We start from the raw sequence: 15,623 nt of genomic DNA on the forward strand, positions 1-15,623 counted from the left end.
GGAGAACCCCAATGGGACTGACGATACTCTTCCTGCTCTTTTTCGTGCTGATGGGGCTCGGCATGCCGATCGCCTATGCGCTCGGCCTCGCCTCGCTCATCACCTTCTTCTACGAGGGCATCTCGCCCGCCATCGCCTTCCAGCGCGTCGTCGGCGGCCTCAGCATCTATTCGCTGCTGGCGGTTCCGTTCTTCATCTTCGCCGGTGAGCTGATGCTGCGCGGCGGCATCGGCATGAAGCTCGTCAACCTTTGCCTCGCGCTCGTCGGGCGCGTGCGCGGCGGGCTTGGCCAGGTCAACGTCATCTCGTCGATGGTGTTCGGCGGCATCTCGGGCTCGGCCGTCGCGGACACCTCGGCGCTGGGTTCGATGCTCATCCCGGTGATGAAGAAGGCGGGCTACGACACCGATTATGCGGTCAACGTGACGGTGACCTCGTCGCTCGCGGGTATCGTCATCCCGCCCAGCCACAACATGGTGTTGTATGCGCTGGCGGCCGGCGGCGCTGCATCCATTTCCAACCTCTTCATCGCGGGCATCGTGCCGGGGGTGCTGATGTGCCTGTCGCTGTGCGTGGCCGCCTATCTGGTGGCGGTCAAGCGTGGCTATCGTTCGGAGCCGTTTCCCGGCGTACGCGCCACGCTGATCTATGCCGCACATGCCCTGCCCGGCATGTTCACCGGCGTCATCATCGTCGGCGGCGTGCTGTCGGGCGTGTTCACCGTTACGGAAAGCTCGGCCATCGGCGTGATCTACGCGCTGGCGGTCATCGCCCTGCTCTATCGCACCCTGACCCTGCGCATGCTGGTGGATTCTCTGGTGTCGACCGTGCGCACCACGGCGATGGTGATGATCCTTGTCGCGACCGCCGCATCCTTCGCCTACCTGCTATCGATCTACCGCATGCCGGAACTGGTGATGTTCACGCTGAGCGGCATTTCGGACAACCCGTTCGTCATCCTGCTGCTCATCAACATCTCGTTCCTGATCCTCGGCTGTTTCATGGACATGGCAGCGCTGATCCTGATCTGCACGCCGATCTTCCTGCCGGTGGCCGTGCAGGCGGGCATGGACCCGGTGCAGTTCGGCATCCTGATGATGATGAATCTCGGCCTCGGCCTGACCACGCCACCCGTCGGCGCGTGCCTGTTCCTCGGTTGCACTATCGGCGGCATCCGCATGGAACAGACGGTCAAGACCATCTGGCCGTTCTATCTCGCGATCTTCGCTGTGCTGATGCTCGTGACCTACGTGCCCGCAGTTTCGCTGTGGCTGCCCAACCTGCTGCTTGCCAACTAAGGCACCGATCCAGACATGAAAATATCCCGCATCACACTCACGCCCATCCAGACGCACCGGCGCACCGGCTCGATCAGTTCGCACCTGATCCTGCAGATGCACACCGACGAAGGCATCACCGGGCTGGGCGAAATCTCGGATCTCGACTGCTACCGCATGTACATGCCCGACGTGGAGGCCGTGCGCGTGGGCATCGAGAAGATCGTTCTCGGGCGCGACCCGTTCGCGATACAGTCGATGCACAACGAGATGGAGAAATACCTCCACAACTACTTCGCCTCGGCCCCCAGCTACCCGCCTTTCACGCCGGCATCGCAGATCGCGGCAGGCATCGACATGGCGTGCTTCGATGTCGTCGGAAAGGCGCTGAACACCCCAGTCTACAACCTGCTGGGCGGCAAGTGCCGCGATGCGATGGAAATCTGCTACCCGCTGTTTCAGGTGAAGGCGGAAGCCGACTACGAGCGCAACCTTGGCTATATCGAGGAACTGACGGCGAAGGGCATCACCCGCTTCCGCTATTATGTGGGCGTCGATTTCGCCAAGGACGAGAAGTTCCTCGGCGCGGTGCGCGACCGCTTCGGCGACCGCGTCATTCTCAAGGCGCTGGACTTTCAGGCGCGCCACTACTGGAAGGATACGCTGCGAGCCTATGAACGGCTGAAGCAGTTCGGGTTCGAGCTTATCGAGAGCCCGAGCTGGCGCGAAGACTTCGAGGGCATGGCTGAAATCCGCCGCCGGGTGGAGGTCGACGTCGCCGAACACTGCTCGTCGGCCGCGCAGGCGATGCAGCTGTTGCGCGCGGGGGCGGTGGACGTCTTCAACATCACCGTCAATTCGGGCGGGCTGCTGCAGGTGAAGAAGCTGATGGCGCTGGCCGAGCTGGCAGGTATCCGCGTACTGATCGGCACCACGCAGGAGCTGAGCATCGGCAGTGCCGCGCACGTCCACCTCGGCGCGTCCGTGCCCGAACTGCACGTCGCATCCGACACGGTCGGGCCCCTGCTCTACGTCGAGGACGTGGTGAAGGAGCGCGTGCGCTTCGAGGGCAACCGCCTCATCGTGCCCGACGGGCCGGGTCTCGGCGTCGAACTCGACGAGGACGCGCTTGAGACGCTGCGCGCGCCGCTGGTCGAATGGGACCGTGCAGCACACGGAGCCGGCTATGTCTCCGACTGACGCGACGAAACGCGCCCGGCGCAAGCCGGAGGAGCTGCGCAGTGCCCGCTGGTTCGGGCCGGACGATCTGCGCTCGTTCGGTCATCGCTCGCGCATGATGCAGATGGGGCTGGACCCCGCCGACTGGGAGGGAAAGCCGATCATCGGCATCCTCAACACCTGGTCGGAGTTCAATCCGTGCCACACGCATTTCCGCGAGCGGGCGGAGCATGTGAAACGCGGCGTGGCGCAGGCGGGCGGGCTCGGCCTCGAAATCCCAACCATCTCCATCGACGAGAGCTTCACCAAGCCGACATCGATGCTCTACCGCAACATGATCGCCATGGAGACGGAGGAGACCATCCGATCCCATCCGCTGGATGGCGTAGTGCTGATGGGCGGCTGCGACAAGTCCACGCCCGGCCTCGTCATGGGGGCGCTGAGCGCGGGCGTGCCTTTCATCTTCCTGCCGGCCGGGCCGATGCTGCGCGGTCACCATGCCGGCAAGGTGCTGGGCTCCGGCTCCGACGCCTGGAAATACTGGGACGAGCGCAGGGCCGGCAACATTTCCGACGCCGAGTGGAGCGGGCTGGAGGGCGGCATCGCGCGGTCCTACGGCCATTGCATGACCATGGGCACCGCATCCACCATGACGGCCATTGCCGAGGCGATGGGGCTGTGCCTGCCGGGCGCCTCGTCCATCCCCGCCGCAGACGCGGGCCACCAGCGCATGAGCACGCAGGTCGGCCGCCGCATCGTCGACATGATGTGGGAGAACCTGCAACCGGGCGACATCGTCACCGAGGCATCGGTGCGCAATGCGGTGACGGTAGCGATGGCCATGGGGTGCTCGACCAACGCGGTCGTGCACCTTCTCGCGATGGCGCGCCGCGCGGGCATCGCGCTGACGCTCGACCATCTCGACGCGCTCGGCCGGACCACCCCGGTCATCGCCAATGTGCGGCCTTCCGGCACCACCTACCTGATGGAAGACTTCTTCTATGCCGGCGGTATCCGGGCATTGATGAAGCAGCTTGGCGACAAGCTCGACACGTCCGTGACGACCTGCACAGGCCTGACCCTCGGGCAGACGTTGGAGGACGCGGAAGTCTACAATGAAGACGTGATCCGCCCGCTGGACAACCCGATCTACCGGGAGGGATCGCTCGCCGTGCTCTACGGCAATCTCTGCCCGGCTGGCGCGGTCATCAAGCCTGCGGCGTGCGACCCGAAATACCACCAGCATCAAGGGCCGGCGCTCGTCTTCGACAGCTACGAGGAGATGAAGAAGGCGGTGGACGACGAGAACCTCGCTGTCACCCCCGATCACGTGCTGGTGCTGCGCAACGCCGGCCCGCATGGCGGCCCCGGCTTTCCCGAATGGGGCATGCTGCCGATCCCCAAGGCGCTCATCAGGCAGGGGCATCGCGACATGCTGCGCATCTCCGACGCGCGCATGTCGGGCACCTCCTACGGTGCGTGCATCCTGCACGTCGCGCCGGAATCGTTCATCGGCGGGCCGCTGGCGCTGCTGAAGACCGGCGACATCATACGCCTCGACCTCGCCAACCGCCGCCTCGACATGCTGGTGGACGAGGCCGAGCTGGAGGTACGCCGCGCCGGCTGGGCGAAGCCGGAGCCGCGATACCAGCGCGGCTGGGGCCACATGTTCCAGCAGCATGTGACGCAGGCCGACGAAGGCTGCGATTTCGACTACCTGACCCGCGATTTCGGCCCGGCGGCCGGCGACCCCGCGATCAACTGAGACGCATTGCGACTGGAGAAGAGCAGATGTCCGACCGTTTTCAAGCCGCGCTGACCGGCATTTCCGGCATTCTCGTCACGCCCTACGGGGCCGACGGCGAGATCGCGCCCGCGCGGCTGACGCCGGTCATCGACAAGGCGATCAAGGCGGGCGTCCATATGCCCGTGGTCAACGGCAATACCGGCGAGTTCTACGCACTGACGATCGACGAGGCCGTGCGCATGGCGCATGAGGTGGCCGCGCTGGTGGGCGACCGCGCGCCGCTGCTGGCGGGCGTGGGGCGCGGCGTGAAGGATGCGTGCAGGCTGGCTGGCGAGTCTGCCAAGGCCGGCGCGGCGGGCCTGATGGTGCACCAGCCGCCGGACCCGTTCGTCTCGCCGCGCGGCACTGTCGACTATGTCAAGCGCGTGGCCGAGGCGGGCGACGGCACGCCGCTGGTGCTCTACCTGCGCAACGACGCCATCGGGCTCCGCACCATCGCCGAGCTGTGCTCGATCGAGGGCGTGCGCGGCGTGAAATGGGCGACGCCGAATGCGCTGCGCCTTTCTGAAGCGATTGCCGAAAGCCCCGACCATATCGTCTGGGTGGGCGGGCTGGCCGAGGTGTGGGCGCCGGCCTTCTATGCGGTCGGCGCGCGTGGTTTCACTTCCGGCCTCATCAATGTGTGGCCGGAACGGTCGGTCGCCATCCACACGGCGCTGGAAGCCGGCGACTATGCCGGGGCCAACGCGCTGATCGGCGCCATGAAGGAGTTCGAGGTCATCCGTGCCGAGGAACTCAACGGGACGAACGTGACCGGCGTGAAATCCGCGCTCATCGAGCTCGGCCTCGATTGCGGCCCGACGCGCCCGCCATCCGCATGGCCGCTGACGGAGAGCCAGTCGTCGCGGCTGCGCTCGTTCCTAAAGTCGAGCGGGCTGGTCTAGGCCGGCTTTGCGGGAGATACCGCCGGACGGTTGACCCGGCGGGCACAACACGACTATTCCTGTCGTGAAGAGGCGGTAACCGCAGACGTGCCGCCGTGCACGACGCGAGCAGGTCCATGATCTCCCAGAAAGCCAAATACGCGCTGCGTGCCCTCGTGGCGCTGGCGCGGCAGGACGACCCCGCCGAAGTCGTCATGATCGCCGACATCGCCGAGCGGCAGAACATCCCGAAGAAATTTCTCGAACAGATCCTGCTCGATCTCAAGCACCACGGCATCGTGACGAGCCGGCGCGGCAAGGCGGGCGGGTACATGATGCTGAAGCAGCCGGCCGAAATCACCTTCGGCGAGGTGCTGCGCATCATCGATGGGCCGGTCGCGCCCCTGCCCTGCCTTTCGCGCATGGCCTACCGCCCCTGCGAGGACTGCGCGGACGAAGCGACCTGCGAAGTGCGCAAGGTTTTCGCCCGCGTGGCCGAAGCCACACGCGGCGTTCTGGATCGCACCACGCTGGCCGACGCGATCGGCGGCACGAGCGCAACAACGCGCACGGTTCTGGCCGGTTAGGAGAAAGTCATTTCCGGAACCACGCGGTATTTGGAACGTTGCTGCATTCTATTACACGACCACTTCGATAGGGTTTAGGGGCAAACACGGAGGGTGCCATGCTGCTCAATCGAAAGTCTCTTCTTCTCACCGCCGCGGTCGCGGCTTCGGTCCAGTTCGGCGGCCTCGGCTTCGCTCTCGCACAGGACGCGCTGACCAACGTATCCTACGACCCCACCCGGGAACTCTACCGCGAGTACAACGAGGCGTTCGCCGCACACTGGAAGGAAACCACCGGCCGCGACGTGACGATCACCGTCACCCATGGCGGATCCGGCGCGCAGGCCCGCACCGTCATCGACGGGCTGCCGGCCGACGTGGTCAGCCTGGCTCTGGCCGGCGACATCGACCAGATCCAGAAGGCAGGCCTGATCGAGGAAGGCTGGCAGGACCAGTTCCCCGACAACTCGGCCCCCTACACCTCCACCATCGTGTTCCTCGTGCGCTCGGGCAATCCCAAGAACATCCAGGATTGGGACGACCTGACCCAGGACGGCGTCGAGGTCATCACGCCCAACCCGAAGACCTCCGGCGGCGCGCGCTGGAACTATCTCGCCGCCTGGGCCTACGAACTCGACCGCACCGGCGGGGACGAAGCGGCGGCGCAGGAGTTCGTGCGCAAGCTCTACGAGAACGTGCCGGTGCTTGACAGCGGAGCGCGCGGCTCCACCACCACCTTCGTCCAGCGCGGGCTGGGCGACGTGCTACTGGCCTGGGAGAACGAGGCGTTCCTGGCGCTCGAGGAACTCGGGCCAGGCTCGTTCGACATCGTGGTGCCGCCGCTGTCGATCCTCGCCGAGCCGCCGGTCGCCATCGTCGACAAGAACGTCGAGCGCAACGGCACGCGGGAGCTTGCGACCGCCTATCTGGAGTATCTCTACACGCCGGAAAGCCAGAAGCTGATCGCCTCGCACTACTATCGTCCGCTCGAGATCGAATATGCGGACCCTGAGGACGCGGCACGCTTTCCGCAGCTCAAGCTCGTGAACATCAACGACTTCGGCGGCTGGGGTGAAGCGCAGGAGAAGCACTTCTCCGACGGCGGCATATTCGACCAGATCTATTCGGCGAACTGATACCGACCGATCGCCCGTCAGGGAGCCGCGCAGCCGTGCGGCTCCCTCAGGCACACCAAGGCAGGGGACCGCCGAACATGGCACAATTCCGGTTCAGGGAACCGAGCATCATTCCGGGTTTTCGCGTGACCTTCGGCTTCACGCTCTTCTGGCTCTTCCTTATCGTCATCATACCCATACTGGGCATCTACTACCGCACCTTCGAACTCGACTGGGCAGGCTTCACGAGCATCGTCACCGGGCAGCGCTTCCTCGCCGCCCTGCGCCTCAGCTTCGGCGCCTCGCTGCTGGCCGCGATGTTCAACGTCGTCATCGGCGTGCTCATCGCCTGGGTTCTGGTGCGCTACACCTTTCCCGGCCGCAGGATCGTCGATGCCATCGTGGATTTGCCCTTCGCATTGCCGACGGCAGTGGCGGGCATAGCGCTCACGGCGATCTACGCCCCAAACGGCTGGGTCGGCAGCCTTTTCGCGCCCCACGGCATCCGCATCGCCTACACGCCCATCGGCATCTGGATCGCGCTCGTCTTCATTGGCCTGCCCTTCGTCGTGCGCAGCGTGCAGCCGGTTCTGGAGGATTTCAGCACCGAGATCGAGGAAGCCTCGGCGACGCTGGGCGCATCGCGTCTGCGAACCATCGTCGGCGTCATGCTGCCGACGCTGCTGCCGGCGATCCTGACCGGCTTCGCGCTGGCCTTCGCGCGGGCCGTGGGTGAATACGGCTCCGTCATCTTCATTGCCGGCAACATCCCGCGACAGACGGAGATCCTGCCGCTGCTGATCGTCTTCCGGCTGGAGGAATTCAACTATGCGGGTGCGGCCGCCATCGCAGCCGTCATGCTGACGGTGTCCTTCCTCATCCTGCTCGCGATCAACCTCATCCAGAGCTGGACCTACAGGAGGTTCGGCAATGTCTGACGCCATCTTGCATGCCGGCAACACAATCGACCACGAACGCGACTTCCGCTCGCCGGTGACCGAGAGCCTCGCCGTCAGGGCGGTGCTGATCTCGCTCACCTTCGTGCTGCTCGCCCTCTTCCTGGTGCTGCCGCTGGTCTCGGTTTTCGCCGAGGCGCTGCGGATGGGTTTCGGCCAATACCTTGCCACCTTCAGCAACGCCGATGCGCGCGCCGCCATATGGCTGACCCTGCTGGTCGCGGCGATCGCGGTGCCGTGCAACCTCGTCTTCGGTGTCGCGGCCGCCTGGGCCATCGCCAAATACAGGTTTCGCGGCCGCGCGTTCCTCATCTCGCTGATCGACCTGCCCTTCTCGGTGTCGCCGGTCGTGGCCGGACTGGTCTACATTCTGCTGCTGGGCAGCAACTCGGTCATCGGCGGATTCCTGCTTGAGAACTTCAACGTCCGCATCATCTTCGCGGTGCCGGGCGTGGTGCTGGCGACGATCTTCGTCACCTTCCCCTTCATCGCGCGCGAACTGATACCGCTGATGCAGGAGCAGGGAACCAGCGAGGAAGAAGCCTCCATCTCGCTGGGCGCGAATGGCTGGCAGACCTTCTGGTACGTCACGCTACCGAATGTGAAGTGGGCGCTGCTCTACGGCGTGCTACTGTGCAATGCGCGCGCGATGGGCGAATTCGGCGCCGTGTCGGTGCTGTCCGGAAAGCTGCGCGGCGAGACGGTGACCATGCCGCTGCAGGTCGAACTCTTCTACAACGAATACGCCGCGGTGGCTGCCTTCAGCCTCGCATCGGTGCTGGCCGGGCTGGCCCTGGTGACGCTCGTCATCAAGTCGTGGCTCGAATGGCGCTACGCCGACCAGCTTGCGTCCGGCGTCAGGGGACATTGAGGAAAATACCATGGAAGTCAGTATCCAGAACGTTCGCAAGGAATTCGAGCGCTTTCCAGCCCTCCACGATGTCTCGCTCGACATCCGGTCCGGCGAACTGATCGCGCTGCTGGGGCCTTCGGGCTCGGGCAAGACGACACTGCTGCGGCTGATCGCCGGGCTCGATTTTCCGACAGGCGGCGCGATCTATTTCGGCGATGAGGACGCGTCGCGCAAATCGGTGCAGGAGCGCAACGTCGGCTTCGTCTTCCAGCACTACGCGCTTTTCAAGCACATGAGCGTTGCCGACAACATCGGCTACGGCCTCAAGGTGCGCCCTTCCCGCACCCGGCCGCCCAAGGCCGAAATCCGGCGTCGCGCGCTCGAACTGCTCGACCTCGTACAGCTCTCGGGACTGGAAAAGCGCTATCCCAGCCAGCTCTCGGGCGGCCAGCGGCAGCGCGTGGCGCTGGCGCGCGCGCTGGCCATCGAGCCACGCGTGCTGCTTCTCGACGAACCGTTCGGCGCGCTCGACGCGCAGGTGCGGCGCGAACTGCGCCGATGGCTGCGCGAAATCCATGAAGCGACGGGCCACACCACGGTCTTCGTGACCCACGATCAGGAAGAGGCGCTGGAACTGGCCGACCGCGTAGTGGTGATGAGCCAGGGCAGGATCGAGCAGGTCGGTTCCGCCGACGACGTCTACGACCAGCCAAACTCGCCCTTCGTCTACGGCTTCATCGGCGAATCCAGCTCGCTGCCGGTCACCGTCGAGAAAGGCCAGGTCTGGCTGGATGACCGCAGCATCGGCCTGACGGCGAAGGATGCGCCGGAGGGTTCGGCGCAGCTCTACTTCCGGCCCCACGACGTAGAACTGGTGGAGGGCGGCAACGGCTGCATAGTGGGCACGGTGGCGGCCAGCCGCAGGGTTGCCGGCACGCGCCACGTGGAGCTGGAGATCGGCGGCGCGCAGCACCGTGTGGAGATCGAACTGCCGGCGGACCACCCGGCTGTCGGGCGCAGCCGCGTGGCGTTCCGCCCCAAAAAGTGGAAGGTGTTTCCGCAATCCTCCGGCGCGCACCCCCTGCGCAGGCAACCGGCGGAGATCGTGGAACTCGCCCCCACCGGAACCTGACGCCCGCACGGTTGGCCCGTTCGTGCTGCCGCGTTTTCGATGCTATGGGTAGCGGCACGGCGCAAGGCTGCGCCGACCCGATAGGCATCGAGGACAGGACGTGACCTTCGAACAGGCAGCGATCATCATTCTGCTTGCGGGCCTGCTGGTCGTGTTCGCGCTCGACCGATGGCGCATGGAAATCGTCGCGCTGGCGGGTCTTGGCATCGCCGCGCTGCTCGGGCTGGTGCCCGTGCGAGACGTGTTTTCCGGCTTCGCCAACCCGGCGGTCATTACGGTCGTCGAAATCCTCCTCATCGTGCAGGTTCTGGCACGCACGCGCCTGCTGGACGATCTGGCGAAGCATATTCTCGGGCTGGCCGGTTCGCAGACGCTGACCGTCGCGGCGATGGCGGCGGCATCTGCGCTGCTGTCGGTCATCATGAACAATATCGGCGCGCTGGCGCTGATGATCCCCGTGGCGACCAGCATATGCCGCACCACCGGCATCCCGCCCCGCAGGGTGATGATGCCCATCGCCTTTGCGGCACTGCTTGGCGGTCTGTGCTCGGTGGTGGGCACGCCGGCAAACCTGATCGCGAGCCAGCAGCTACAGGCGGCAACGGGGCGCGGCTTCGGCTTTTTCGACTTCGCATGGGCGGGCATTCCCGCAGCCATCGCCGGCCTGATCGCAATCGTCATCTGGATGCCGCGCGCGTTCAGGGAGGATTCAGTCGAGGGCGAGCTGCGACCTGCGGCGCAGAAGGTGGTGGCCGAGTTGGAAGTGTCGCCTGCATCGACGCTGGCGGGTCAGCCGCTATCCGGTTTCACCATGGCGCTCCATGCCGTGTCGCGAGACGGGGCGCATCTGTTCATAGCGCGTGGCGATACGCCGGTTCAGCCCGGCGACCTGCTGTTGGTCGAAGCGACCCTTGACGAGATCGAGACCGCGGTGAAGGCGGGCGACCTGCAATGGCCGCGCAGGGGCGCCACCCTGCCCGGCGAGCGGACCGAGGCCGTCATCATGCCCGAAAGCACGCTGGTCGGTTCGCGAATCGCGACCGCCGAGCCGTTTTCCAGACGTGGCGTGCGCATCCTAGCGGTTTCCGCCCGCACACCGCGCCTTGAAGGCGGTTTCGGCGACGTGCGGCTTTCGATCGGCGATATTCTCCATCTTGAAGGCCACGCCGAAGCAATCGCTGAAGCGCTGGCCGAAACCGAAGCGTTGGCGCTCGGGCGGTTGCCCACCTCCCCACCGCCGCTGGAAACCCGCCTGCCGCTCGGGTTCTTCATGCTGGGCGTCGCGCTTGCGGCCACCGGCTTCGTGCCGCCCGAAATCGCGTTCGGCCTCGTCGTGCTGGCGCTGGCGGCCTCCGGCTACCTGAACCTGCGCAGCGGCCTTGCCGATCTCAACTGGCCGATCCTCATCATGCTGGCCGCCATGATCCCGCTGGGGCTGGCGGTGGAGACGACCGGCACCGCCCAGATGCTCGCGGCCGGGTTGACGACCGCCCTGCCCTCCGACATGGCGCTGATGCCGGTTGCCGTCGTGCTTCTGCTGGCCGTGCTCATCACCCCCTTCGTCAACAACGCATCGACGGCGATCGTGCTCGGCCCCGTCGCCATCGGCCTCGCGCAGATGGCGGGAATACCGCCGGAGCCCGTGCTTCTGGCGGCCGCGATGGGCGCGTCGATCGACTTCCTCACGCCGTTCGGCCACCACAACAACATGGTCGTCATGGGGCTTGGGCCCTACCGCTTCGCAGATTATCTGCGCGCAGGCTGGCCTGTGACGCTGGCCGCGGCCGGGGCAGGTCTGGCCGCCATCTGGGCGTTCTGGATCTAAAGCGCGTCGCGATCTTTCAGATTCGCTCCATGCGCTTTAGCTACCTGTTTTAACGCATGTCTTTGTCCCGAAACCGGTTCCCACTTTCGGGAGACATGCGCTAGACCTTCTTCAGATCAGCCCGGCCTCCGCGAGATCGCGCATCAGGCTGCCCGCGCCGTAGGTCCACGGCGCGCACTGCGTGGACAGGCGCACGGTGTTGACCAGGCTTCCGAGCTTGTCCGACGAGATCGTGACGATGTCGCCTTCCTTGTGCGTGAAGCCCTTACCTCCCTCGCCGCGATCCTTGGTCGGCGCGAACATGGTGCCCAGATAGAGCACGAGGCCATCGGGATACTGGTGATGCGCGCCCATGGCGGCTGCGACGAGCTCTTCCGGCGAACGGCTGATCTGCGCCATCGAGCTCGAACCGTCCAGCACGAAGCCATCTTCCCCTGCGACGCGCAGGCCGACCTCCTCGCGCTCGACATCGGCCAGCGAGAATCCGCTGTCGAAAAGCCTGATGAACGGCCCCAGCGCTGCCGACGCATTGTTGTCCTTGGCCTTGCCGAGCAGCAGCGCCGACCGCCCCTCGACATCGCGAAGGTTGACGTCGTTGCCCAGCGTCGCGCCGACAATGCGGCCGGAGCTTGCCGCCACGACGGCGATTTCGGGTTCCGGGTTGTTCCAGGTCGAAACCGGATGCAGGCCGACATCCGCCCCGAAACCGACGGAGGCAAGCGGCTGGCATTTGGTGAAGATCTCGGCATCCGGCCCGATGCCTACCTCGAGGTACTGCGACCACACGCCCCGCTCGATCAGCCCCGCCTTGATGGCCATCGCCTCGGGCGATCCCGGCTTCAGCTTCGACAGGTCGTGGCCGATATGGGTGGCGATGTCGGCGCGTATCGCCTCCGCCCTCGTGGCGTCGCCCCTCGCCTGCTCCTCGATCACGCGTTCCAGCAGGCTGACGACGAAGGTGACGCCGGAGGCCTTCACCGCATGGAGATCGACCGGCGAGAGGAGAAAGGGCGTGTCTTCGTCGCGCGCTCCCGGAAAGCTGTTCGCCGCGATATCGTCCAGACGCCCGAGATCGCGGCCCTGCGCCGAAGCGACATAGGCGGCCGGGTCTTCCATCTCGCAGATGTCGCGCACGGTGGGCGCGGCGCTCGACGTGATGTCGAGGACGTGGCCGTCACGAACCGTCACCACCAGCGGATGCGGCACGCCGGGCGCGCGCACGCGGCCGACAAAGATACCCTGCTGCGGCAGCTGCAACCGCTTGTCGTTCATGAACCTCTCCTCCCTCGAGCCCGCGGCGGCGCCGCTTCGCATCGTCCCTCGTAACGCGTTCGGCCCGAAGGGAAAAGCCCAAGGCGTGTCGGCGTGTCGTACCAGCCAGCGCTACTGGACGGGCGGCTCCGCCCCCGCCCGGAACTCGTCCGCCACCTCGTAGTGCTCGACCCATGCCCGGTCGATGAAGCCGCGCACCTCGTCGGCCAGTTGCGGCTGCTGTTCCCAATTGTCGCCGATGGCGGCGCGCAGCGCATTGGCGCTTTCCCAGAGCTGCACCATGCAGCGGGTGCGGTCGGTGCTCGTGGGAAGCGGCCTTCCGCCGTAGAACGCGACGAGGCCCGGCCGGGAGCGGAGCCATGGGTGGCTCTTGCCGAAGGCGAACTCCCTGAACTCCGTTTCCCTGCCCTCGATCACGGTGCAACGATAGACGCGCATCATCATGGTACGGCTCCTTCAGCATCGCCCCCTTGCCGCATAGTAGCATCGACGGGCGCGACGCACGCGCATTTCCATCGGGTTTGCGGCGGCCGGTCGGCCTGCCCGAAGAGCTATGCCGAGGGGCAAAACGCTATGCGCACGGGCATTTCGGATACGCGCGGTGGCCCGTTGCCCGTAACAGCCAACCCACACCGCAAGGTGGTTGTCCCGGCGGCTCGATTCGCATTGTGCGGATCGATGCCGGCACGCGCAATCGACGCTCGATGTGGCACTTCAGTCGTTCCGGGACTTCTCTTTTTTCACTCAAAGGAGGCCGGGATGGCGGGTAAGAGGTTCGTCTGGCGCAAGCGCCTGCTGGGCGCGATAGCGTGGGGCATGGTGGTTTCGACGGGGGCGATGACGGCAATGCCGTCTTGGGCAAGCGGCGCGGCTCCGGCAGCAGTGGCCCAGAAGGTCGAGGGCCACGAAGCCCTCTGGTCCAGGCTGGCAGGCAGGCCGGGCGAAGGCGTGCCGGTGATCGTGCGTTTCGCCATGCCGCCCGTGCCAGACGCGGCAAGCTTCGCGAGCCCCCAGGCCGCCGACGAGGCGCAGACCAGCGCCATTCGCGCGATGCAGCAGAAGGTGCTCGGCGCCGTGCTGCCCGCAGGCGCGCTGTCGTCGCCGGCAGCCTCGGAGGGAAAGAACATCAAGCTGATGGATTTCTCGCCGATGTTCGCCATCACCGCCACGGCGGAGGAGCTCGCCAGTCTCGCCGCAGACCCGAACGTGACGGCGATCGTCGAGGACCGGCCGCAGCCGCCGCTGCTGCGCGATTCGCTCTCGCTGATCCAGATGCCGCAGATGTATGCGGCGGGTGCCACGGGCAACGGCTACCACGTGGCCGTGCTCGACACCGGCGGCCGGCGCGGCCACGTCTTTCTGTCGAGCAGGATCACGTCCGAAGCCTGCTACAGCACCACCAACAACGCGGAAGGATCGGTAAGCCTCTGCCCCGGCGGTGTCTCATCATCGACGGCTACAGGCTCCGGCGAGGACTGCACGGCCAGCAACGTCTCGGGCTGCGGCCATGGTACGCACGTGGCCGGAACGGTCGCCGGATGGAACACCTCTCCGCAGTCGGGACAGCCGACCAGCGGCGTGGCGCGTGACGCCAGGCTGATCTCCATCAACGTGTTTTCACGTTTTCCAGCAAGCACTTGCGGCCTGCCCACTGCATGCGTCATGACCTATCCCAGCGACCAGATCAGGGGTTTGGAACGCGTCTACGCGCTTCGGAGCACCTACCGCATCGCTGCGGTGAACATGAGCCTCGGCGGCGGCGAGATCACGTCGAGATGCGACAGCGATCCCCGCAAGCCGATCATCGACCAGCTCAAGGCCGTACGCATCGCGACCGTCATCGCCGCTGGCAATGACGGCTTCGACAGCGCCGTCGCGGCACCGGGCTGCATTTCCAGCGCGGTGACGGTGGGCTCCTCCACCAAGTGGGACGGCCGCTCGAGCTTCTCCAACTGGGGCAACCTGATAGACGTCGTGGCGCCCGGCTCCGACATCTATTCGTCCTACATCAACGGCAGCAGCAACAACTATTTCGACTACAGTTCCGGCACGTCGATGGCTTCGCCGCACGTCGCCGGCGCATTCGCGACCCTGCGCCAAGCGTTCCCGAATGCGACCGTGGACCAGATCGAGAATGCACTGAAGTCGACCGGCACGGGCATCTCGTCTGCCGGCGTCACCAAGCCGCGCATCAACGTCAACAGCGCACGCATCGTGCTCGGCGGCGGCACCCCGCCCCCGCCCCCCGGCGCGCCCGCCAACGACAACTTCGTCAACCGCATCACGATAGCGCCCGCCGCGGCGGGAGCGACGAGAACGGTGACCGGCACGAACGTGAGGGCTACTGCCGAAAACGGCGAGCCTATACATGCCGGCTTCGAGCGCTCGCGCAACAGCGTGTGGTGGCGCTTCACACCAGCTAGTTCGGGCCCGATCACCATCGACACGCTGGGAAGCCGTCGTGAGGACGGTTACGATCTGGATACTGTCCTAAGCGTATACAGAGGCTCCTCCGTATCGTCCCTGACGCTGGTCGCGGAAAACGACGACGCGGACTACATGACCGTCCAGTCCCGGGTCACCTTCAATGGAGTAGCCGGCACCCAGTATCAGATCGCAGTAGTCGGCTGGGCCGGGCTTGGCTACCCTGCCCAGGAAGGCTCGATCACGTTGAACGTCCAGGGTGGTTCTGCTGTACCCTCGAACGACAATTTTGCGAATGCGAGCACGATTTCGGTTCTTCCTGCGCCTGGTGCGGTTCGCGGTCTGACGGGTGCC

At 65.8% G+C, this 15,623-nt stretch carries 13 protein-coding genes; 11 read left to right on the forward strand and 2 right to left on the reverse strand.

Annotated features, from left to right (window positions below; translation table 11 throughout):
* Window positions 1-11 precede the first annotated feature (11 nt).
* From FY036_RS01120 to FY036_RS01165, 10 genes are all read left to right on the forward strand, one after another.
* A complete protein-coding gene (locus FY036_RS01120; protein WP_148912881.1) occupies window positions 12-1,298 on the forward strand; it encodes a TRAP transporter large permease in 1,287 nt (428 codons plus the stop codon).
* Between the two features lie 15 nt (window positions 1,299-1,313).
* On the forward strand, window positions 1,314-2,477 hold the full coding sequence (locus tag FY036_RS01125; protein WP_148912882.1) for a mandelate racemase/muconate lactonizing enzyme family protein: 1,164 nt from the start codon (window positions 1,314-1,316) through the stop codon (window positions 2,475-2,477).
* Entirely contained in the window at window positions 2,464-4,221 is a 1,758-nt protein-coding gene (gene araD / locus FY036_RS01130; RefSeq protein ID WP_148912883.1) for an L-arabinonate dehydratase, read from the forward strand. The genes FY036_RS01125 and araD overlap by 14 nt, the downstream gene beginning before the upstream one ends.
* Window positions 4,222-4,247: 26 nt before the next feature.
* Complete coding sequence (locus tag FY036_RS01135; protein ID WP_148912884.1) at window positions 4,248-5,147, forward strand: dihydrodipicolinate synthase family protein; 900 nt, start codon at window positions 4,248-4,250, stop codon at window positions 5,145-5,147.
* A gap of 116 nt (window positions 5,148-5,263) precedes the next feature.
* On the forward strand, window positions 5,264-5,713 hold the full coding sequence (locus FY036_RS01140) for an RrF2 family transcriptional regulator (protein ID WP_148912885.1): 450 nt from the start codon (window positions 5,264-5,266) through the stop codon (window positions 5,711-5,713).
* Between the two features lie 98 nt (window positions 5,714-5,811).
* Window positions 5,812-6,828 (forward strand): sulfate ABC transporter substrate-binding protein, encoded by a 1,017-nt coding sequence (locus FY036_RS01145; RefSeq protein ID WP_148912886.1) that lies wholly within the window; start codon window positions 5,812-5,814, stop codon window positions 6,826-6,828.
* A gap of 77 nt (window positions 6,829-6,905) precedes the next feature.
* Window positions 6,906-7,745 carry a sulfate ABC transporter permease subunit CysT gene (gene cysT / locus FY036_RS01150; RefSeq protein ID WP_148912887.1) on the forward strand — a complete coding sequence of 280 codons (840 nt, stop codon included), beginning with the start codon at window positions 6,906-6,908 and terminating at the stop codon, window positions 7,743-7,745.
* A complete protein-coding gene (gene cysW / locus FY036_RS01155; RefSeq protein ID WP_148912888.1) occupies window positions 7,738-8,634 on the forward strand; it encodes a sulfate ABC transporter permease subunit CysW in 897 nt (298 codons plus the stop codon). The genes cysT and cysW overlap by 8 nt, the downstream gene beginning before the upstream one ends.
* Before the next feature lie 10 nt (window positions 8,635-8,644).
* Entirely contained in the window at window positions 8,645-9,748 is a 1,104-nt protein-coding gene (locus tag FY036_RS01160) for a sulfate/molybdate ABC transporter ATP-binding protein (protein ID WP_148912889.1), read from the forward strand.
* 100 nt (window positions 9,749-9,848) lie between these two features.
* Window positions 9,849-11,573: an SLC13 family permease gene (locus FY036_RS01165; protein ID WP_148912890.1), complete on the forward strand. Its 1,725-nt coding sequence runs from the start codon at window positions 9,849-9,851 to the stop codon at window positions 11,571-11,573.
* Between the two features lie 111 nt (window positions 11,574-11,684).
* Here FY036_RS01165 and FY036_RS01170 read toward each other — a convergent pair whose 3' ends face one another.
* The gene (locus FY036_RS01170; RefSeq protein WP_148912891.1) at window positions 11,685-12,845 is read right to left on the reverse strand and encodes a fumarylacetoacetate hydrolase family protein; all 1,161 of its coding nucleotides are present in this window, start codon (window positions 12,843-12,845) and stop codon (window positions 11,685-11,687) included.
* A gap of 111 nt (window positions 12,846-12,956) precedes the next feature.
* A complete protein-coding gene (locus FY036_RS01175; protein ID WP_148912892.1) occupies window positions 12,957-13,289 on the reverse strand; it encodes a hypothetical protein in 333 nt (110 codons plus the stop codon).
* Between the two features lie 315 nt (window positions 13,290-13,604).
* Between FY036_RS01175 and FY036_RS01180 the strand changes: the two genes are divergently transcribed.
* Window positions 13,605-15,623: S8 family peptidase (locus tag FY036_RS01180; RefSeq protein ID WP_161601070.1), on the forward strand; the 2,019-nt coding region annotated here is incomplete at its 3' end.

The organism is Neoaquamicrobium microcysteis (genome assembly GCF_008180155.1).
GTDB classification, from domain to species: Bacteria; Pseudomonadota; Alphaproteobacteria; order Rhizobiales; family Rhizobiaceae; genus Aerobium; species Aerobium microcysteis.